Origin of the sequence: Ferruginibacter sp. SUN002, from assembly GCF_050611725.1 — a bacterium.
In the GTDB taxonomy this organism is placed as follows: Bacteria; Bacteroidota; Bacteroidia; order Chitinophagales; family Chitinophagaceae; genus Ferruginibacter.
Genome location: NZ_JBODJB010000001.1, coordinates 2,082,648 through 2,103,054 on the forward strand (window position 1 = coordinate 2,082,648; position 20,407 = coordinate 2,103,054).

At 35.7% G+C, this 20,407-nt stretch carries 17 protein-coding genes; 5 read left to right on the plus strand and 12 right to left on the minus strand.

Annotation, left to right across the window (positions count from 1 at the left end):
- Positions 1-11 precede the first annotated feature (11 nt).
- On the minus strand, positions 12-2,402 hold the full coding sequence (locus ACQ33O_RS09365) for a right-handed parallel beta-helix repeat-containing protein (protein WP_430995311.1): 2,391 nt from the start codon (positions 2,400-2,402) through the stop codon (positions 12-14).
- Between the two features lie 658 nt (positions 2,403-3,060).
- Between ACQ33O_RS09365 and ACQ33O_RS09370 the strand changes: the two genes are divergently transcribed.
- Together ACQ33O_RS09370 and ACQ33O_RS09375 are read left to right on the plus strand one after the other, a co-directional pair.
- Positions 3,061-3,753, plus strand: a complete 693-nt coding sequence (locus tag ACQ33O_RS09370) for a porin family protein (RefSeq protein WP_430995312.1) — start codon at positions 3,061-3,063, stop codon at positions 3,751-3,753.
- Between the two features lie 245 nt (positions 3,754-3,998).
- A complete protein-coding gene (locus ACQ33O_RS09375) occupies positions 3,999-4,775 on the plus strand; it encodes a DUF3575 domain-containing protein (protein ID WP_430995313.1) in 777 nt (258 codons plus the stop codon).
- A gap of 126 nt (positions 4,776-4,901) precedes the next feature.
- Here ACQ33O_RS09375 and ACQ33O_RS09380 read toward each other — a convergent pair whose 3' ends face one another.
- Together ACQ33O_RS09380 and ACQ33O_RS09385 are read right to left on the minus strand one after the other, a co-directional pair.
- Positions 4,902-5,465, minus strand: a complete 564-nt coding sequence (locus ACQ33O_RS09380) for a hypothetical protein (protein WP_430995314.1) — start codon at positions 5,463-5,465, stop codon at positions 4,902-4,904.
- Between the two features lie 398 nt (positions 5,466-5,863).
- Complete coding sequence (locus tag ACQ33O_RS09385; RefSeq protein WP_430995315.1) at positions 5,864-6,412, minus strand: ester cyclase; 549 nt, start codon at positions 6,410-6,412, stop codon at positions 5,864-5,866.
- Between the two features lie 181 nt (positions 6,413-6,593).
- Here ACQ33O_RS09385 and ACQ33O_RS09390 point away from each other — a divergent pair, with 181 nt between their 5' ends.
- Complete coding sequence (locus ACQ33O_RS09390; RefSeq protein WP_430995316.1) at positions 6,594-8,639, plus strand: hypothetical protein; 2,046 nt, start codon at positions 6,594-6,596, stop codon at positions 8,637-8,639.
- Positions 8,640-8,865: 226 nt separating this feature from the next.
- Here ACQ33O_RS09390 and ACQ33O_RS09395 read toward each other — a convergent pair whose 3' ends face one another.
- From ACQ33O_RS09395 to ACQ33O_RS09415, 5 genes are all read right to left on the minus strand, one after another.
- Entirely contained in the window at positions 8,866-10,302 is a 1,437-nt protein-coding gene (locus ACQ33O_RS09395; RefSeq protein WP_430995317.1) for a tail fiber domain-containing protein, read from the minus strand.
- A gap of 359 nt (positions 10,303-10,661) precedes the next feature.
- On the minus strand, positions 10,662-11,462 hold the full coding sequence (locus ACQ33O_RS09400) for a hypothetical protein (RefSeq protein ID WP_430995318.1): 801 nt from the start codon (positions 11,460-11,462) through the stop codon (positions 10,662-10,664).
- 166 nt (positions 11,463-11,628) lie between these two features.
- Positions 11,629-11,757: a hypothetical protein gene (locus tag ACQ33O_RS09405; protein ID WP_430995319.1), complete on the minus strand. Its 129-nt coding sequence runs from the start codon at positions 11,755-11,757 to the stop codon at positions 11,629-11,631.
- A gap of 349 nt (positions 11,758-12,106) precedes the next feature.
- Positions 12,107-13,354 carry a hypothetical protein gene (locus ACQ33O_RS09410; protein ID WP_430995320.1) on the minus strand — a complete coding sequence of 416 codons (1,248 nt, stop codon included), beginning with the start codon at positions 13,352-13,354 and terminating at the stop codon, positions 12,107-12,109.
- Between the two features lie 642 nt (positions 13,355-13,996).
- Complete coding sequence (locus ACQ33O_RS09415; protein WP_430995321.1) at positions 13,997-14,515, minus strand: hypothetical protein; 519 nt, start codon at positions 14,513-14,515, stop codon at positions 13,997-13,999.
- Positions 14,516-14,622: 107 nt separating this feature from the next.
- On the opposite strand from ACQ33O_RS09415, the gene ACQ33O_RS09420 reads away from it, so the two are divergent.
- Positions 14,623-15,555 (plus strand): IS1595 family transposase, encoded by a 933-nt coding sequence (locus tag ACQ33O_RS09420; protein ID WP_430995322.1) that lies wholly within the window; start codon positions 14,623-14,625, stop codon positions 15,553-15,555.
- Positions 15,556-15,695: 140 nt separating this feature from the next.
- Positions 15,696-16,148, plus strand: a complete 453-nt coding sequence (locus ACQ33O_RS09425; protein WP_430995323.1) for a hypothetical protein — start codon at positions 15,696-15,698, stop codon at positions 16,146-16,148.
- A 795-nt stretch (positions 16,149-16,943) separates the two neighbouring features.
- On the opposite strand, the gene ACQ33O_RS09430 is transcribed toward ACQ33O_RS09425, so the two are convergent.
- The 4 genes from ACQ33O_RS09430 to ACQ33O_RS09445 all read right to left on the minus strand — a co-directional run bounded on the left by ACQ33O_RS09430 (position 16,944) and on the right by ACQ33O_RS09445 (position 20,245).
- Positions 16,944-17,222: a hypothetical protein gene (locus ACQ33O_RS09430; protein ID WP_430995324.1), complete on the minus strand. Its 279-nt coding sequence runs from the start codon at positions 17,220-17,222 to the stop codon at positions 16,944-16,946.
- The gene (locus ACQ33O_RS09435) at positions 17,182-17,493 is read right to left on the minus strand and encodes a transposase (RefSeq protein ID WP_430995325.1); all 312 of its coding nucleotides are present in this window, start codon (positions 17,491-17,493) and stop codon (positions 17,182-17,184) included. Before ACQ33O_RS09435 ends, ACQ33O_RS09430 begins: the two co-directional genes overlap by 41 nt.
- Before the next feature lie 307 nt (positions 17,494-17,800).
- Positions 17,801-18,229, minus strand: a complete 429-nt coding sequence (locus ACQ33O_RS09440) for a hypothetical protein (protein ID WP_430995326.1) — start codon at positions 18,227-18,229, stop codon at positions 17,801-17,803.
- Between the two features lie 93 nt (positions 18,230-18,322).
- A complete protein-coding gene (locus tag ACQ33O_RS09445) occupies positions 18,323-20,245 on the minus strand; it encodes an ATP-dependent nuclease (protein ID WP_430995327.1) in 1,923 nt (640 codons plus the stop codon).
- Positions 20,246-20,407 lie beyond the last annotated feature (162 nt).

Below are 20,407 nucleotides of genomic sequence, written 5' to 3' on the forward strand. Positions count from 1 at the left end.
TCAATCGTACATTATTGAAGCAAACTAAGTTGATTGCCCCCGGTAACAGTAAAGTTCGCAAAGTTAGAAACCGAAATGCTTCTGCACGAAGTAATAGAATTTAAAATAACGGTACCTGTATTAATGATCACATCTGTGTTGGCATCCGGTACAACGCCACAACTCCAGTTTGCCGGATTTTCCCATTCTGTAGTACCACCTGCACCTGTCCACGTATCCGTAAATTTTAAAATAAATGTATTGCTGTAGGTGCTGTTGTTTACCAAACATCTGTATTCATATCCATACCAGGATGACGGAATATTGTTTAATAAAAGAATGGCAGATGAAGTGCCGGAATGATTTGCTCCGTCTGTAACATTTGCAAAACCACTCCCGGTATTTACTTGCCATTGGTAACTGCTGCCCGTGATAGTAGAGATCAATGAAGAATTGATACCACCGGGACAAAGCATATAATTAAAACCGGATTTGCTTATTGTACCAGAAGGTGTGGTTACAGATACGGTGCCTAATGCTCCACTGCCAACCACTGCGGTTATCACAGTGTTAGAAACAACTGTAAACGATGTAGCGGCAATTCCGCCGAAGCTTACAGCCGTTGCGCCTGTAAAGCTTGATCCGGTAATGGTTATAATAGAACCGGTAATTGCATTGGTTGGCGTAAAAGAACTGATGGCAGGTGGGCAGCTTGATGCAGCCGTCCATGTAAGAGCACCTTTACCACTAAGGTCTTCATCTACCACAGCATTACCTCCACGGCCCGAATAATTCATACCACAGTATGTAGCGTTGCCATTTGGGTTTCCATTGAAACGCACAAACATTCCTCTTTTGGCACCGGAATTATTGGTATTGTTATAAGGGTATTCTTTTCCTGTATTGGTGATCGTTATGTTCTCAAAAATGAGGTTATAAAAACCATCGCCATTTGTCTTATTAAAATAGATGCCATCATTTTTAGAATCGATGATGTCAATATTGTAGAACTTAATATTTCTTACTTGTGTGCCGCTAACATTGGTGCAATAAAGATCAATAGCACCAACAGGATTATTATACAGATCGTTGAAAGTACCGCATGAAATTAAAGTGATATCATGAAATACATGTTGGCCGCTGGCGTTGAATGTAACACCCGGAAAAGTATTGTTAGCTCTAAGGCCAGCTTCAACATTGTCTTTAACGATGATATTATATGCCTGATTATTTCTACCTCCGTAGATAGCAACACCAGAGGCACGCCAGCAATTTTCAGATGTGTTATAGCGAAAAGTATTATTGTTACATTCCTGACCGTTAGCACACCATATGGCCATATCATCATCGCCATTATTTCTAAAATTACAATGCTCAACAACAGCATTGGAAGTGCCCTTGCAAAGATTGATGCCATCAGCGTAATTATTACGAAAGCGGCAATTTGATAAGGTAAACCCATCTGCAACGGATGGTCCCGTACTAGTATAATTAGCGATCCATGCACCACACTCAAAATGCTCTGCCCATACATTTGTAATGGTTGACCCTGATGTATAAACACCGTTAAGAGCTTTATAAGAATTGCTTCTTGAGGCATTGTTTGTTGTCAGATAAAGACCATCGTAACTGATGTTTGTAGCATATCCCCAAAGCCCGCCATTGTTTGTTGTGTTGCTGGTGAAATTGATCTGGGTATACCACATACCGGCACCCTGTAGTTTGGTGTTTGCTGTAGTAAATTGAAGTGTGCCGCCAACGCTATATATACCTGCCGGCAAATAAATTGTTTTCCCGCCATTTGCATTAATGAAGCTTTGTATCGATCCGGAACCCGGATAAACAGCAGCACCTACGGGTGCAGTTACTGCCGGTGGTACAGGTTCAAGTTCGGCAAAATCAATATATGGGTTGCCGCTTTCTCTCACCAGTTTTAGTTTACCATTCACCGCAATTTTGCTGGGTAATTTGTAACGTACCTCATCAAATCGCATTTTAGGGTTTTTATTTGTCACGCCACCATTATTAGGGTTGCCGTTATTCCAAAGAGATTCCCACGACCAGGTGGTAGTTAAAGTGATACCCGTTATTCGAACATTGTCAACGTACACACCGATCACAGCCGTTTCTCCATTTGGAATAGAATACCTTACCACAAGCCCATCTGCAGTTTCAATCATCGTCCACTCAACAGCAGCATTTGCAGCAGTCATATTAACACATATTTGATCAGAGGCTTCCGATTGAAGATCTACCTGTGCGTATGACTTGGTCATCGCAAATGCACCGTTTGATAAAGTGCCGGTATTGGCTTCATATCTTTTATACGGAGCATCGTAATAACCACGCTGTGCAAATAGACTATAGGAATTGCCCGCTAGAAATATTCCGATAATTAAAAACCGGGAAAAGATACTGTTCATTCAATATAAAATTAGACGTTTCAGTGCTCTGATAGAGCACAGTTTTTCATGCTTCGTTGCCTCAAAATATTTATAGCAAGCCTGACAGATCAGCAAAGCTAACACGAATAAAAAAATGGACAACTTATATACAATATATATAGCTAATATTTATAAAGAAGTTGATTGTTTATTTATAAGTATTTGATTTTCATTTATATAAAAATAGATAAAAATAATTTATATATTAATTGAACAATGGTAAGTATAACCACAAATACGAGATTAAGGGCAGTAAAACTTATGTTTTAGTAGTTTGTTAAAGATCGATAAATAGGTAAAATGATACTAATTAGCGTCCGATGCTGTTCTGATCTTTTAATCAGGATCATTATAATGCCTCGAATGAAGGACTATAATTGTAAGAGTCTTAATAAAAAGCCGTCCTTACTTTGGCTTATGTTGCAAATAAGGGTGGAGGATGGTATCCAGTATTTAGAAGAGACTGTTAATTATGTAATTTTTTTTAAAAGTCATGTAACATTTGCTCCAGAGCATTAAGATACCTTGCACTCGAGAAATAGTAAACAAAAGTTTAGTTGCCAAAATTTAAACAATTTGTGGCAATATTTTTGAAGTACGCTCTCGTAATCCGATTTATAAACTAAAAAATCAAAAAATGAAAACTCTAATTACTGGGTTAGCTGTATTCCTGATCTTAACTAACGCCAATGCACAGACCGTTTACGTGCAAGGTGGACTGAATCTTGCAAACATTACAACAACCAATAGTGGTAACACCGAAGAAAATAAATTGCTGCCTACTTTTAATGTAGGTTTTATGGGAAGATTTGGTTTGTCCAAAGTGGTAGATCTTGAAGCAGGCTTGCTCTTTACTGGGAAAGGCTCTAAGGCAGAGACCTTTTTTAACGGCGGAACTGATTATGTGAAAACCCGTTTTAATCCTTTGTATATAGAATTACCTTTGAATGTAGTAGTAACAGTACCATTCAACAAAACCAGTGCCTCAGGTTTTTTCTTTAATGCCGGTCCCTATGTTGCAGTTGGTATTGCAGGTAAATCAAAAGTAGATACCAAGTTTGGCCCGTTAACTACATCTTCTACAGAAGATATTAAGTTTGCCAATGATGATCCGTTTACATCTGAACAAGATGATGCCGCTTATGACAAACTTAAGAGATTTGATTATGGTTTGAACATAGGCGGGGGTGTTAAAATGAAAAGCGTCATCTTAAAAGCGAATTACGGCTTTGGGTTGGCTAAAATTAATTCAACTGCTGGAGATAATAATGCGAACGATAAGAACAAGTACAGAACATTGAGTATTTCTGTTGGTATACCATTGAATTAGTTTAACTCCAATAAAAAATGAGCGGCACTTCTGGTGCCGTTTTTTTTATTCTACAAAGTATTGAGCATTAATGAACAATTCATACTACTAAACAGAAAGCAGCAAGGAGCCTTGAAATGCACAGGTAGGGGGCTTTACCTGACATAAAGCACAGTTTAAATTTCTATATTTTTTTTGCAAAATTCGACAATATTATTGTATCTTAAAATCTGCTAAACCTTCTCCATTCACTAAAACCTTATACCATGACTAAAGTATTTCTGCTACTTCTGTCTGTAGCAACCCTTCAAGCTAATTCACAAAACACAAAAGACACAACAGGTGTAACAAAAAACCTGGTAAAACTGAATCTTTCAAGCCTTGTTGTAGGCAATTACATGGCACAATATGAAAGAGTAATTGGCAAACGTAGTTCGTTAGCACTTGCCATTGGCTATGCCCCAAACGCAAGTTTACCGTTTAAAAATGCTCTGCTAGATCAGTTCGGAGATAACCAAGATGCCAAGGAGGCCATTGAAAGCACGGTTTATACTAAATGGACTTACACGCTGGAATACCGTTACTACCTGGGCAAGAAAGGTGCTCCTAAAGGATTTTACGTAGCTCCTTTTGCCAGGTATATGAGTATGGAGTTAGACCATGAGTTTCGTTTTACACCTAGTGATAACATACGCCATACTGCTGCTATTCACAGTAAGTTCAATGCATTTGGAGGCGGTGTAATGTTTGGTACACAATGGTTGATCAAGAAAAATTGGGGAATCGATTTTTGGATCGTTGGTGGTTTTTATGGATCAGACATCAATGCCAAGTTTCACGGTACTGATCCAATCGGAGGTCTTGATGCCCAGGATATGGCAGACCTGGAAGCAGATATTGAAGATGTTGATCTACCCGGTTTTACTATTGACGCAACTGTAACACAACATCCAAGTGGAGCGCCAGCTACAGCCGATGCTACACTAAAAGGCAATTGGTATGGATTGAGGGGTGCCGGTATATGTGTAGTGTATAGATTCTAACGATCATTGGTATCGCAAAACAATTAAGATGCTATAATAAAAAGAGCACTTCATAAAAATAAATCCTCGTCTCAAAATGTTGGAGACGAGGATTTATTTTTTTATAAAGCAAATAGGGATATATTTTTATTCCCATCTACTGATACTTACTCGAACTTCATTTTCAAGTGAATTTCCATATTTGTTTGGAATCTTTATGAAGATATGTACATTCGAAAATTTTTTTGAAGTTGCTTTCTTGTTCAATACAACTTCCAACTCTATCAATCCTTCTGCGCCGGAAGTAACAGATTTTAACGTTCCAAAACTGTAAACACCTTTTTTCAGCGACTCTGTTAAACGCTTTCCGAAATCTCCTGCATCTGCATTATTATCAAATTTAGCGAAGCTGAAATTTGCTTTATAAGTATCTCCATCTTTATAATGGGTAATATACGCATCTGAGGATAAGAGTATAGGTTTTTTGATAGCGAAATATTCTGCACCATCTTCCGCATCAGCTTTTTCTATTGCATCACCCTTATAAGCAGATAGATTACTACCAATGTTTTCAATTAAATCTTTTATTTGGGTTACAATTTTTTGGTATTGGATAGTGTTTTTATATTCTGCAGAACTTTGGCTTTTTACTTGTACCGTAAATAAGGTTGATGCCAATAATAGTATGAACAAAGGATAACAGTGTTTCATAAAAATTATTTTTTCTTACTAATATAATAAAAAATATTTCAAAGTACCTACACAGTAAATTAAAATTTAATGTCTATTGGTTGTATCCTCAAACAATTCCTAAATATGTCTCCTGCATGGGAAGTAGTACAATTTAATGTGACAGTGTTAGCTTAAAGAGACAATGGTACCAGTGGAGTGGCGTTACTGCGAAAAGTTTGTTATTGCCGGTTTATGAAAATATAGAATTATCTACGGGGGCATAAAAAATAACATTAAATGTTGTTTAGCTGATAGTTAAGATCAAAAATAAAAGTCCCGAATTTTATGTTCCGAGACTTTTTTTATAAATATCAACCGTGTAATCAAATCATTTCTTACGAGTTATTGGCTGATAGTGTCATTAAATATCTATAGAGCTACATTGTTTTTTTTCCTGTCGTTTTAGTTGTATCTGCTACTGGAGGGGCATCACCTAACATTCCCATTTGTGCCATCATACTCATTGCATCAAAAATTCCCCAACGTTCTACGGCCTTATCTCCCTTAATTATAACTATATCTATACCATCCATTGTAAATGCTTTATTAGTTGCAGGCATTTTTCCCATAGGGCCAGAATTGGTTCCATTTAATGTAACATAAGAAACCACGGTATCTCCCTGTGCAATCATAAATTTAGTTGTCATTTTTACATCAGGCATACCGGTAAACATATTAGTAAATTGTGCCTTCAAATCAGCAATACCTTTTCCAGTGTGACCTTGGTCGGGGTTGTGGTCAATAAAATCAGGTACGCAAAATGAATCGATCATAGCAGTGTTATGTGCATTAATTACTTGATCGTAAAATTGCTGCATTCTCATCTTGTTGTGAGTTTCGTTGTCTGATGTTTGTGTTTCGGCAACTTTATTGTTACATGAGTACAAACCTGCAGCTATAACTAATAATAAAAGATTTTTTTTCATACAAATAGGTTTAATGGTTAACAGATAAAAATAAAAATTGAAATTGAGAATTGCAAGTTTTAGTGATTAGTTTTTTAGCTTTCAAAATTGATTTAATTGTATAAATGAATAGCTATTGACTTGCTGAGAGAAAATTTGTATTTTGTATCTGATATTAGTTTTACATATATAAATAATCATCATGAAAAATTGCATATTGTTTATTTTACTATTAGTATTTTTTTGTAGCTCGTTGTTTGCACAAGTTAAAATTGGAGCTCCCGGTGCTCCGGTTAGTAGTGCCGTTTTAGAATTGTCTAGTACAGACAAAGGTTTGCTAATTCCTCAAATGACCAATGCCGAAAGAGATTTAATAGTAAGCCCGGCTACAGGTTTAATGATCTATCAAACAGATAATACTGCGGGGTTTTATTATTATAGTGGAACCAAATGGTATTCGTTTTCACCTGCATCGGATATAGCCTTGCCTTTATATAAATATCAATCTGAGCAAAGTGCTACACTTTTAAGTTTAACCAATACATCAGATAAAGGAGTTGAAGGTGCAATTCAGGGAATTTCTGATAGTAAAGATGATAATGCGACAGCAATTACCGGAATTCTATCATCTAATAGTCCCGGTGCATTTTCAAGTGCAATTCGAGGGATAAATAATGGAACAGGCAGTACAGGTATAGGTGTTTGGGGGTCTCAAGCCGGTGGAGGCTGGGGTGTTTATGCATCGAGTAATTCAGGCTCTGGATTATATGCAACAAGTGTTTCAGGTCCGGCAGGTTCTTTTTTTATTAATACAAATACAAATGCAAGTAATGCAATTGAAGCTACTACAAATGGTTTAGGTGGTGCCGGGAATTTTTCAAATACAAATTCAAGTAATACAAATGCAAATGTTTTTAAAGTAAGTACTAATGGTAGTGGCAATAATTTAAATTCCCAATTGGGAAATGCAAGTTTCTTTACGGTAAATAATACGCTTTCGGTTGGTGCTGCAGTTAGAGCAGAGATAGATTCTAAATGGGGAAACTATGGAGCTGCAGCTGTAATTGGTATTGCAAAAGGAACAGGTGGCTATGCAGGATATTTTCATGCAGATAATCCGGCGAGTACTTCAGCTGCTCTAACGGCGGTTTCAGAAGGTACCGGAGATGGTGTTGCTGCATTTGCCGCAAACTCCGGCGATGCACTGGAAGGTCGTGTAAGCGGTACCGGTAGTGGTATATATGCATGGGTGCCTACAAATGGATTGGGAAGGGCAGCACGTTTCAATATTTATAATGAGAATAACACCAACAATGTATTAAGTGCTACTACTGTTGGTTTGGGAGATGCAGGTAATTTCTTTGTTAATAATACTAATGGTACCTCAGCTGCAGTTAGAGGGGAAATAAATAGCCAGTATTCAAATTATGGAACTGCTGCCATTATGGGTATTAGTTCGGGAACAGGAGGAAGCGCAGGATATTTTGAGATATCAAATGCATCAAGCCCACGACCTACATTGCATGCAGTCAATAATGGTACTGGGGAAGCGGTGGTTGCCTCGGCTACCGGTAGCGGTAATTGCTTCGAAGCTTCTAATTATGGAACGGGTTATGCTTTATATGGTTGGCTACCAACTACCAGCAATGGGAAGGTATGCCGGCTTTATAATATCAACTCTTCAAATACAAACGTAGTTTTAAGTGTGGAATCCAGAAGCTCCGGAAACTTAGCGATTTTTAAAAGTGGCAGCCCAAGCCCTTTAAATGTTGCACGTATCGACGCAACAGGTAAGATCTTTGCAAATGGTGGATTTCAAGCTAGTGGGGCAGATGTTGCTGAGTATTTTGAAGTAGAAGGTGCTAAAGTGAATTATGAAACTGGTGATGTATTAGTGATATCGCAAACGAGTAACCGAAAAATAGAAAAATCATCTTCTGCTTATTCTTCTTTAGTAGCGGGTGTTTATGCTACTAAACCAGGTTTGACTTTAACTGAAAATAATTCAACAGACGGTGATTTTGAAACGCTGGTTCCAATGGGAGTTCTTGGCGTAATTCCAACAAAGGTATGTACTGAGGGAGGTGAGATAAAGAGAGGAGATATTTTAGTGACTTCATCTATATCAGGTGTTGCAATGAAAGCGGATATATCTAAAGTACTATCTTGGCAGATCATCGGTAAAGCTTTAGAAGAGTACAGCGACAAAGGAATAAAGAAGATCAATGTATTAGTAAATGTAAAATAAAATGTCTTTTTTATTTTCTCTCAAATGCAGACCTATGGCGTGAACTTATGCGTTACTTGATCTTAAATTATAAGTTAAGAAACTCGTGGCAAAGGTCGGGAGAACTCCGCAGGTTATGCTCCAACTAGGGATTTACAAATCAGTAATGTTGTTTTTGATTATGTAAATATGACCTGAGTTGCAAACTCAATACAGCGCAGCCTGAGACTACGGGTAGCTGGGAAAACTATTGTTGTTGTTTCGAAATAATGCTTGATAATCTTTTTATTTCTGCCTCTAAAAGTTTAATTTTTTCATCCTGCTTTAGCTCTAATTGCTGTTGAGCTTCGAACTGTCTTTTTTGTTCTGTTGTTCGTTGTTCTAATCCTTTTATCAGTATCATCATAATTCCATCCATATCTGCACTTGCCAATAAGGTATCACAACCAATAGTACCGAATTTATCTTTGCCATAAGCGGCAAAAATATCCTGCGCCATGGGCCCATAGTGTCGGAATGTTTTAACATCCTGTCCTTTATAATTCCACGAGCCAAGTTCAATTTTTCTGAGCTTGATCAGAAAGTTTTCATTATCTGATGTTTCAAAATTTTCTTTTCTTCTTACGTCCGATATCACATTCCAGGAAGAACCGCCTGGATTTATTCCAACTCCTACAGTCATAGTAGCATTAGTAAATAATCTGTATCCACCTGCAAATCTTGTCATGAACTGGTTATCGGCGCTATTTTCTACGCTGTCTACAATAGAAGCATCTGCAAAAGCAAAAGCACCGGTATGGTTGTTCGTGTTTGCCCTGTTACCAATTGCAACACTATAATTACCATCAGCATTGCAGAGATATCCGATAGCAATGCCACTAGTACCGCTTGCCACAGAGCTATTGCCCATTGCAATAGAATTATCTGTAAAAGCTTTGCTTGATGTTCCTGCAGCAAAACTAGACTTACCTGATGAAACTGTGTTCGAACCAAATGACACAGAACCTAATCCTGTCGACGTTGTACTCATACCCATTGCAAAGCTACCATTTCCTTGCGCTGTTGTGTTATAACCCATAGCAGCAGAGTAGTATCCAATTTTTTCGTCAAAATTCCAAGCATCCAAAGTGCTTCCGGCTCTGAACGCTGCCTTATAGGGAAGCCACATGAGTTTTTCTTCAGTGGTATTTACATTCGTAGGATAAAAGCCAATTCCTAAATCACCTAACATAATTAAACTTCCCCATTGATCAAATTTAAAACGTAAAGCTTTACTACTGCTAGCTCCCGGGTATTCATTATCGGTGTATATACTAACGGCACCACTATCCAGCATTTTTATTCCTACTCCAACACTAGGATTACGTGCAATATTAAAGCTGTTTGTGATTAAATTTGAAGTCATGCTATGATTACCCAGATTGTCCTGAAAACTTTTCCATTCGCTGCCATTATAAAAATAAAAGCCGGGAGTATTATCGGTTTGATAGATCAGGAGTCCTGTTACAGGGGTTACAGCAGCTCGTTCGGAGAGGGTCATTCTTGGAATCAGCAAGCCTTTTGATGTGCTACTGATATCTACTATAGAAGAGGGGTTAGGTGAATTAGTGCCGATTCCGATTTGTGCTTGTGTTATGACGTTTGCAGAAAAAGTAATAAACAATAATAGTAGTATTTTCTTCATAAAAAAGGTTTGTCTTGCAATATATAAAAAAGTGGAATAATTGCAAAAGCTACCTGCGTCTAAGTATATTCGCTTCGGAACCAAGTCTCCTGCACGGGACGTTGCTACAATTATAAAAGTGGCTAAGTTAGTAATAGGCCGTAACTTACTCGACTAAGCTCAGGCTCGTGGGAGAGACATTGACGAGAAGAATATTTGGAAGAATAATGAAACTTTAATGCATTCTTTCTGGTGCAGGTTTTTGACTTGTCCTTATCCGTTACTTCATCTTAAATTATAAGTTAAGTGACTTGTAGGGTACAGGTCGGTAGAACTGCGCCGGATACCTCTGTTAGTTGCAGACCTTCACTAGTGGTAAACTATTTTTTTCCAATTATCATAGCCCTTAATGTACCATTAGTTATTGTTGCAGTGGTAGTGCCAATATTTGTAATTGTAACTGTTGCACCAGTAGTTGTAAGCGAAGTAATTGTAAGAGCTATACTTCCTGCAGGTGAAACATTTGTAAGCTCGCCAAAAGCAATTGATGGTTTAGAGGTGAAAACTGTACTAAAAGACATACCAATACAACAAGTATGCCCCCCCGCAGCTAATGAAGCATTTAAATTAGCAGGAGTAGAGAAATCTTCAATTACCATCTGAGTAGCATCCTCTCCTCTGACAATTCCTTTGCCTCCGGTTGTAATGTTTCCGCTTACTACAAGTGGACCATTAACCGATAATTGATCATTTATTGTCGTTAGACCATATGATGTAAGTTGTCCACTAACAGAAAGATTATCTGTAAAATTAGCAAGGCCGTTTACATAAATACCGTTTGTATAAGTTTCGCCATTTATAGAAAGCTTATAACTAGGAGCGTTATAGCCAATTCCAACATTACCTGACGCAGTAAGGGTTATTCGTTCAAGATCATTAGTACCAAAACGTATTGGTGCATTTTCTTTGTTCCAGATAAGGCCTGCAGTATTACCCATATTTCCGATTAAAAGCCCATCAGATGAAGTTGAACCTGTTAAAATATTATGAAAAGTTATTTGTGAGCTATCTGATTTATAAATATTCAAAGCTCCTACTGGCGAGATGGTGCCAATACCAACATTTTGTGCGGCAACAATCTTGAAACAAAAAATGCTTAATAGTAAAAATAGCTTTTTCATACTTAAGGTTTTTGAAAGTTTGTAATAGTATATATAAATCTAATAAAAATATATTTAAACCTATTAAATATTTTGCCTTGTTGTTATTGTAAGCTTCAACATGATTCAAGATAAATTAAATCTAATAAAAAGTTTCATTATACTTTACCGGTTTGGTGGTTCTAGATTATAGTTTCAATAAAAGTTCCACAATGGTATGCCGTACAAGTCCCGATTCCAAGTGTAACATCGGGATGCCGATAAGATCGGCAAGTAACACAACGATGATGCCACGAAGCACAACTACTCGTTCCATAAAAATATATAAGCCCCACTTTGTGGGGCTTATATCAATAACGCTTAAGCGAATATTAATAACGGTAAGCATCTGTTTTGTACGGACCCTCTTTATTTGAGCAAGGGTTTGGTTGGTGAAAGACTTGCCCCTATAGGCGCAAGAATGTAGCGTAGATATTTTTGGGCAGGCGTTCCTGTGCCGGCAAGTTTAAAATAGCTTGTTGATTTAATAAGAATCAGCACCGGTACAAGAATGCTAACGCACTTTGGCACGGCAGCATTCCTACGCCTACATTCGAGTTGCTACAGCACTGAGCTCATGGGAGAATACCTATGACGGCGAAAAACGAATCATTATTAGTTTTATCTCAATCAGCAATTCTTGAAAGCATAATGCTATAAAAATATACAGTCTCGCCGGTCTCCATTTTCACTTCTCCGCTATATGATAAGTTAGATTTGTTGTATCTAACAGATATCACTGTCGCATTTTTCCCAACGTAAATACTCCTGTCAGAATAATAAGAATCTGCCGGATAGATATCTTCTATTTTCACTTTATCACCTTCTTCATAAATGACCTCACCCGTAGGGTTATCCGGTGTTGTAGCTTGTTTCCTTACTTTTGAAGTTTGATTTCTGTCATCAGTAATTCTTGAAAGCATAATGCTATAAAAATATGCAGTTTCGCCGGTCTCCATTTTCACTTTTCCACTATATGATGAGTTAGATTTGTTGTAAGTAACAGATATCACTGTCGCATTTTTCCCAATGAATCTACTCCTGTCAGAATAATAAGAATCTTCCGGATAGATATCTTCTATTTTCACTTTATCGTTTTCTTTATAAATGACTTCATTTGTAGGGTTATCCGGTGTTGTAGCTTGTTTCCTGACTTTTGAAGTTTGATTTCTGTCATCAGTAATTCTTGAAAGCATAATGCTATAAAAATATGCAGTTTCGCCGGTCTCCATTTTCACTTTTCCACTATATGATGAGTTCGATTTGTTGTAACTAACAGATATCACTGTTGCATTTTTCCCAATGAATCTACTCCTGTCAGAATAATAAGAATCTTCCGGATAGATATCTTCTATTTTTACTTTATCGTCTTCTTTGTAAATGACTTCACCTGTAGGGATATCCGATGTTGTAGTTAGCTCCTTTACTTTTGATTTTTTTTCATCATCAGAATCAATAGGTATTTTTTCTGTTGCTGTTGCAGATTCTGATTCAATATCAAAAGTAAGATTGATCGTATTATTGGTGCTCCAGTTTCCTGTTTTGTCGTATTCAAAATCAAAACTATAATTATGTTCTATTGTTCTGGACTCCCATTTTCCTTGATATAAAGCGTATAAGGCTGCATTGATGTGATGAACTCCCTTCGGCACTTTTACTGTTACGCTATTTGCAATTGATTGTAGTTTTTGTGAGCTTTCTCCAACTAGTTCATTGTCGCAAAAAACTTTTAATTTGGATACATGGTCATATCCGGCTATTGTGTTAATAGTTTTAAATTTAAAAGTAAGACTCACTTTTTCTTGAGCTTTACCAATTGTTGGTAATAAACTCATGCTAATAAAAGCTATCAATAAAAATGTTAATTTCTTCATATTTAATTTTTGTACAGTAAATGTAATGTTATTGACTGAATTACTGATACCCGATTAAGGGTATTTATTTGCCCTTGTTGGTATTCATCATTCCCTAATAATGTGTCTACCTATTCAGAACACCGCTTTTGCATCTCCTGACCAACAGCCAAAGTCTTAACCATTGAAGTATAACTTATTTACCGGTCGGTGAGGACACCGACCTCGTGTGGGTATATGCTTATCTATTTTTCTTTTCCTTTTAGTTGTAAATTAAAAACTCCCAGGTCGGTGTCTTCACCGACCGGTAATGGATTTAGAAATGTACCGACCGAGGATAAGAAACCTATCGTGGATATGTTCTGAACCTAATTAGGATACATTGCCCAACCTATCGTGGATACATTCTGAACCTAATTAGGATACATTAGCCAACCTATCGTGGATACGTTCTGAACCTAATTAGGATACATTGCCCAACCTATCGTGGATACGTTCTGAACCTAATTAGGATACGTTAGCCAACCTATCGTGGATGGTTAATACTTACATAAAGGGACAAAGACCATAGCTCCCATTTTAAAATAATAAAAACAGTGCGCATCTCTTGATTAAGTAATCTCCTGACTTGCAATAATTGGGATTATGAGAGGGGTGTGCCCGTTATCTTTTTTTAATCTTTAGATTTCTAAAAAACTGTGTAACTGAGTGTATAAGCATAAGCAAGTCTGCTGTTTCTTTCTTAGTGTAAGGCTTTACTTTTTTCATATTAGCGTATTGAATTACGTGTATTGTGCTTTTATCTCGAAGGAATTTATTAACAGATGCTTTAGAAGTGTCTAATGGGTTATGAGCCATCATATTTCTTTTGTCGGCAATTTTTTTCTTTAAAACAGTATCGCAGAAATAGGCTATTTGTTCGGGCTTTGCTTGTTTCTTCTTTTTAAGAACGTACCTTAATATTTCTACTTTAGCCCTAAATCCTACATGAGAGTTAGCTAATATAACCTCCATAAGTTCTGTTCTTTTTTTAGAGGAACGACAAAAGTAGCCGCATATATAATCATCAATATCTCTTTCCATTTCAGCGACAGCATTAATTAGTGTCCCTCTCATAGCTGAGGCGTATGCTAAGTAATCGTGCATCGGTTCGCTATAAACTTGTTTGGTTATTAAAGTCATATTTTATTTGTTTTTACCAAACTACTAAAAAATAATCGTAAAAAAGTTACTAAAATATTAGGTAGAAACGTGGACAAGATGTATCTTAGTATTCTAAATCATTTGTTATGATAAGCAACCTAAAAGAATTAATGAAAAGATACGCTGATGAGAAAGTATGTATAGAGGAGTTAGTTCAGCAACGTTGGGGAGGTGTTCCCGAATGTCCGTATTGTGGTTGTAGAAAATCTTATAAAATAGAGAACGGTAAGAGGTTTAAATGTGCTGATAAAACTTGCTACAAAAAATATAGCGTAACTGTGGGGACAGTATTTGAAGCATCTAAAATACCATTGTCAACGTGGTTTCCTGCGATGTACTTAATTATGAGCCACAAGAAAGGTATAAGTAGTTGTCAGTTAGCAAAGGACTTAGGCGTAACCCAAAAGACAGCGTGGTTTATGCTAATGAGAATAAGAGAATTTTTAAAAGATAAGAATAGTAGTTTAATGACAGGCACAGTAGAGGTAGATGAAACGTATGTGGGAGGCAAGATGAAAAACAAGCACAAGAGCAAAAGGAATAAACAAAATGCAGGGAATAATTACGGCAACTTAACTGGTGTTATGGGCTATGTAAGCAGAGAAGGAAATTTAAGAACAGAGGTATTTGATAGAAGCACACAGCCCATAATTGATTTAGTAAGAAAGAACGTAGCAAAGGACAGTCAAGTTATAACCGATGCTAATAGTTGTTATGTAAAATTGAAACATGAATATCCTTTGCACCAAATAATAAACCATTCAACTGATGAATTTGTAAGAGGTAACTTTCACACTAATACAATAGAAGGTTTCTTTGCATACCTCAAACGTTCAATTTTAGGTATCTATCATCATACTTCACCAAAACACTTACAAAGATATTGCGATGAAAATGCTTTCAGATACAATACAAGAGATATGAATGACGGAAGTAGATTTGTTTTATCTTTACCTAACATTGAAGGAAGATTAACCTACAAACAGTTAGTACATGGCAAAAGCGACCAAAAAAGCTAAGGCAATACCAAAGCCACGAGCCAATAAATACGAGGAAAAACTAAAGCTAAACGGTACATTTGAGGACTTACTCAAAGAATTAGCTACCCCTAAAACTCCCACTAAAAAGAAGTAATATTGTAGCGTAAAATTATTACGTTATGGACTTGCTATCAAAGATTGATTTAGTATTCAAATGGCTGTATGATAACAGCGGTAAAAATCCAAGTTTAGAAACTATACAAAAAGGGTTAGAAAATGAGGATATTGATATAGGAGAGATAAAAGATATTTTAGCCAAACTAAAAGGAGATAATTTTATTTACTGCGTACTGCAAGATAATAGGATGGCTGCTTATTCGGATTATTGTAATTACCTCGTAACGTTTGATGGAAAGTACTTTTGGGAAACTACTAAGGGTTATACAGAACAAGCAAGACGAGAACAAGTTAATTCCGATTTTTTAGCCTCCCAGACCCAAAGAACGGAAAGAAACGAGGAACGTTTGGTAAAGTGGACGAAGTATTTAACTTTTGGGACGATTGCAATTGTCCTTTGGGAAATAATAAAGACTTTTTGTATTGAAGGTCATTCACTATCTTTTTGCCACTAAACAATTTCTTTACTATTCTAATAAGTCGGCACAATTAATTTCCCAACTATTCTTTAGAGGCAATATAATAAACAGGGTAATTTTTTTGTCCCTCTAAATATATAAATGCCATCGTGGATACGTTCTTAACCTAATGAAGATATGTTACCCAACCTATCGTGGATACGTTCTTAACCTAATGAGGATACATTACCCAACCTATCGTGGATACGTTCTTAACCTAATGAAGATATGTTACCCAACCTATCGTGGATACGTTGATTGACCTAATTAGGATAGGTTAAGATCATTTTTAGGGTGTGAGTTACTGTTAGCATTTCGCCGTTGTTGGTCGCCTGACCAACAACATTCGATAGCCCCGGTTCGTGGCACACGAAACGGCAAAGCTTGAGTTGTATCTAATTTTTTGTAACGAGCATTTGTACTTCGTGGCATCATCGTTGTGTCACTCACTTGTACTGTATACCGTTATTGAACTTTTATTAAAGCGGTATTTGAATTGTTGTTTTCGTTACAGTTTTAAACTTGCTGTTTCGTGTGCCACGAACCAGGGCGGAGGGTATAATGGCATGTAACAGTTTGCAGCTTTGCGAAGTGGCGGAAATCGGAGCACAAATCTTCAATTTTGCACAAAAGTTTAATCGAAGAACTGCCGTTGAATTCAGCACTAAACCTGCCATTTTGCAAAACTGCCTGTTGTGTGCTGTTTTTATTTGTTCGTTTCCTTGTCAATTTTCGTTATTAAGTCTCTATCTTCTCCGCCCTGGTTCGTGGCACACGAAACAGCAAGTTTCATTAGCCATCAAATACATGAAGTAAGTTATTTAAAAATCCAAATTCATCAATATCATTTTCATAAAATCTTGCTGATGAAAAATAATAATCTAAATCATCTTTAGCAAGTTGCCATTTTCCTCTTATTGGATTGTTATGAATATAATCAAGTTTTTGCTCGGCAACTTTCCTGCTATATATTTCTATGCTTAGCGAATCTCTCTGCCAGATCTCATGTTTATTATTTGCAGCTGTAACTTCATAAAGAAATGATCTGTTTGCTGCTTTTAATTGTTTCAAAAAAAGTGTGAGCAGTGTATTTTAACAAACTTCCTTGTGGTGTTTCTTTGCCATTCATTTTATTCTGCGACCAAATGAGATGCATATGATTTGGCATTAAAACAAAAGCATACACAGTAATTAACTTATCGTCTGACAATTTTTTTAAAAAATCTACAATAAGTTGCTTGTTATTGTTCTCTTCTAATAACGGCAACCATTTATGAATGGTTGCCGTTAAAAAATATATGTCGTTTAATGATGTATGTGATTTTCGTATTTGTGTAGCCATCTTATAATTTTATTATAAGACGAAAAATAATTTATAATGGTTGTTTTGTTAGAGTTCAAACTTTGCTGTTTCGTGTGCCACGAACCAGGGCGGGGAGCATTTAAATTATATGATAACGGATGTCTATAATTAGGAAGATTTGCCATTATAGTTAAGTTGTGGTTATTAATAATAATAATATGATTTTAAATATCTCACTCTTGGCACAAGCGGATGCTTACGCCAAGAGCATTAAATTCATTGCATACTTGCGCCAATATAGGCCAAGAGCATTAAATTCGTTAGATACCTGCGCCAATATTGGGTATTAGTTTTCGTTAGCAGCAATAATTTGAACTTGATGTATGTATTGGACTGCAAACGGTTCATTATTGCTAACACGCTTTACTGTGTAGAAACCATTTACTGGGGTCAGGGATTCAAAATAAGCATCATTAAAGCGATAAACATTATGATCATTAAGCTTAGAAGTACGGAATCCCAAGATATCCAAATATTCTTTGCTTATTGGAACTGGCTCAACAAAATTTAAATGAACAAAATTCTTGTGACCAATCGGCTCTTTTAAGTTATTTGTATTATATACATCAACATGAACAACATTATCCTCAACCGGATTGCCATATTTATGAGTTATTCCCTCTGAGAATATAAAATGTGTCACTCGGTAAATTTCATCTGCCCCATCCGAGAGCATTGTCCCAATTCTAATATTATTTTTTTCATTTGCTTGCATAAGTTTGATTTTAAATCAAAGGTAACATTCCATTATGTTCCGTCAAACTCTTGGATAGCATTTAACTTGTTAGAAAATTATTAATAGCTAGGATTAATACAATTTTTTTATATCATCAATCCAATCTGGAACTTTATAAGTGTCATTTAGTTTTGATACATATTTATTTGCAAATTCAAATTTGATATTTCCTGTATCAAAAAAATTTTCTAACATTTTGGCTTTACTTGGAGCAAGATCTAATGAAAAATATACAGCTTCTTCTGTGGGTTCATTAATATCTTTTAAAACATTTTCAAGATCAGGATGTGATTCTTTAAAATCAATAAGTGTTTCATAAAATAATTTACCATTTAAGGTGTCTTCTATTTCAGTTTTAGGAGAAACAGGATTGGCATCAATCTTAATAAGTGAAGTTTTTCTATCACTAGGTATATTTACAATTCTATAACAAATTAAGTTTTTCAATTCGTCTCTTGTAGGAAATGTAACCAATTCTTCATCTGTATCAGTAATCATAATTACTTTCCCTTGAATTTCTTTTCTGAAATCTTCGTATGCGACTTGTAGGTTATTATATATTCTTTTGATTTCGGCGGCTCCTCCTACAGGAATAATTCTTAATTTTTTTTCTTTTTTAATATCAGCAAAATATTTTTCAAAGTAAATTTTTTCCGATGACCCTTCACATATTAACCAATTATAAGGTTCATTGGTTAATAGACTTGTTACAACAGATTGGATAAAATCATTTATACTTTTTAATCTAATATCATACGGGAGTTTCCCTTTAGAAATTCTAACTGCTTGTTTTACACTTTCTCTATAACTACTCACACTAACTAAGTCAAAATAATGTTGTCCATCATTCTTAGAAATTACACTGACACAACCTTCTTCAACAGTTGGAATAAAACCATACCAATGAGTAGTAAACAATAACTGGTTACATAATAAACTAATCTCAAAAAGTTTATTAAATTGATCGTAACATGCTGACATATGTAAAGAAGCTTCAGGTTCATCTATTGCCAAGATTATACGTTCAGTCTTTTCCCGATAGCTTTTTAGAAAATGATATGCCAATTCAATGATAGCTTTTTGTTTTTCTCCTGAACTTAATGATGCCATTTCTAACCAATGTTCACCTTCTCTTTTATGTAACTTCCTTATTTTAAAATAGGCTTCAATAATTAGTTTATAAACATCATGTTTTCTCAAATTTACTTGACGTTCGCTAACTGTTCGAAATGAATAAGTTTCTAAAACTTCCGACAGAGAATCAATGAATTGATTTAAGTTTTGATTTATTTCTTGAATTTTAGCCTGGGGTACACATTTTTCTACAATATCATTTAATGTCTCACCCATTAAAGATTGGATCTCTCTAGTTTCTAGTTGAGTAAATATTTCAGGATCAATATCTTTAGGAATGTATATATATTCAATATGACCTTTTAATTCATATAACAAGGGTACAAATCCAACTAAATCCCCATCTGGTATTAATTGTGCATTTTTATCAAACTCTTCTAGAATGATTTCTCCTAATTTTTTTGTGTTGAATATACTAAGATTAGGAACATTGTCATAAGATATCCCTAAGGGTAGAATAAGTTGCTGTTCTTTAGAATATTGCCTTTTTAATATTTCGAGTTGATCTTTAAACGTTTTTAAATGTGGTCTATTTTGGGAAATAACATCTGATTCTTCTATGTCCCAAACATAATCACTAATCTTTTTTGCCAAGGGGAAATTTTCTGGAGAAATTTCTTCATTATTCAATAAATAAATCGGAACAATGTGGGGTCTTGTAGTAGTAAAGCCACTTCGTTTTGTAATTACATTATAGTTCCAATTCTTGGAATTGAAAAAACAATCAAGAGCTTCCAAAACTGAACTTTTGCCAATACCATTGTTTCCTACCAAACCGCAAAAATTTTGCCCATAGGTTAATGGTATATAATTAATTCCGTTGTAAGTTTTTACATTTCTTATTAATGCTCCTATTATCATACAGATGATTTTAATTATTTGACAAGGCTATCACTTTTACTTGAGTAAATAAGTAGCAGGAAATAAAAATAGACTTTAATTATGAAATCAAGAAACATTTAAGTTATCTGCAATACAACTCAGTGTTTACGCTGTAATACAAGCTCAATAAAGGTATACCGT

What these genes read in the sequence shown, in the direction of transcription:
- ACQ33O_RS09365 (WP_430995311.1), bottom strand. Translation starts at nt 2,402, where the DNA reads ATGAACAGTATCTTTTCCCGGTTTTTAATTATCGGAATATTTCTAGCG.
- ACQ33O_RS09370 (WP_430995312.1), top strand. Translation starts at nt 3,061, where the DNA reads ATGAAAACTCTAATTACTGGGTTAGCTGTATTCCTGATCTTAACTAAC.
- ACQ33O_RS09375 (WP_430995313.1), top strand. Translation starts at nt 3,999, where the DNA reads ATGACTAAAGTATTTCTGCTACTTCTGTCTGTAGCAACCCTTCAAGCT.
- ACQ33O_RS09380 (WP_430995314.1), bottom strand. Translation starts at nt 5,465, where the DNA reads ATGAAACACTGTTATCCTTTGTTCATACTATTATTGGCATCAACCTTA.
- ACQ33O_RS09385 (WP_430995315.1), bottom strand. Translation starts at nt 6,412, where the DNA reads ATGAAAAAAAATCTTTTATTATTAGTTATAGCTGCAGGTTTGTACTCA.
- ACQ33O_RS09390 (WP_430995316.1), top strand. Translation starts at nt 6,594, where the DNA reads ATGAAAAATTGCATATTGTTTATTTTACTATTAGTATTTTTTTGTAGC.
- ACQ33O_RS09395 (WP_430995317.1), bottom strand. Translation starts at nt 10,302, where the DNA reads ATGAAGAAAATACTACTATTATTGTTTATTACTTTTTCTGCAAACGTC.
- ACQ33O_RS09400 (WP_430995318.1), bottom strand. Translation starts at nt 11,462, where the DNA reads ATGAAAAAGCTATTTTTACTATTAAGCATTTTTTGTTTCAAGATTGTT.
- ACQ33O_RS09405 (WP_430995319.1), bottom strand. Translation starts at nt 11,757, where the DNA reads ATGGAACGAGTAGTTGTGCTTCGTGGCATCATCGTTGTGTTACTTGCC.
- ACQ33O_RS09410 (WP_430995320.1), bottom strand. Translation starts at nt 13,354, where the DNA reads ATGAAGAAATTAACATTTTTATTGATAGCTTTTATTAGCATGAGTTTA.
- ACQ33O_RS09415 (WP_430995321.1), bottom strand. Translation starts at nt 14,515, where the DNA reads ATGACTTTAATAACCAAACAAGTTTATAGCGAACCGATGCACGATTAC.
- ACQ33O_RS09420 (WP_430995322.1), top strand. Translation starts at nt 14,623, where the DNA reads ATGATAAGCAACCTAAAAGAATTAATGAAAAGATACGCTGATGAGAAA.
- ACQ33O_RS09425 (WP_430995323.1), top strand. Translation starts at nt 15,696, where the DNA reads ATGGACTTGCTATCAAAGATTGATTTAGTATTCAAATGGCTGTATGAT.
- ACQ33O_RS09435 (WP_430995325.1), bottom strand. Translation starts at nt 17,493, where the DNA reads ATGGCTACACAAATACGAAAATCACATACATCATTAAACGACATATAT.
- ACQ33O_RS09440 (WP_430995326.1), bottom strand. Translation starts at nt 18,229, where the DNA reads ATGCAAGCAAATGAAAAAAATAATATTAGAATTGGGACAATGCTCTCG.
- ACQ33O_RS09445 (WP_430995327.1), bottom strand. Translation starts at nt 20,245, where the DNA reads ATGATAATAGGAGCATTAATAAGAAATGTAAAAACTTACAACGGAATT.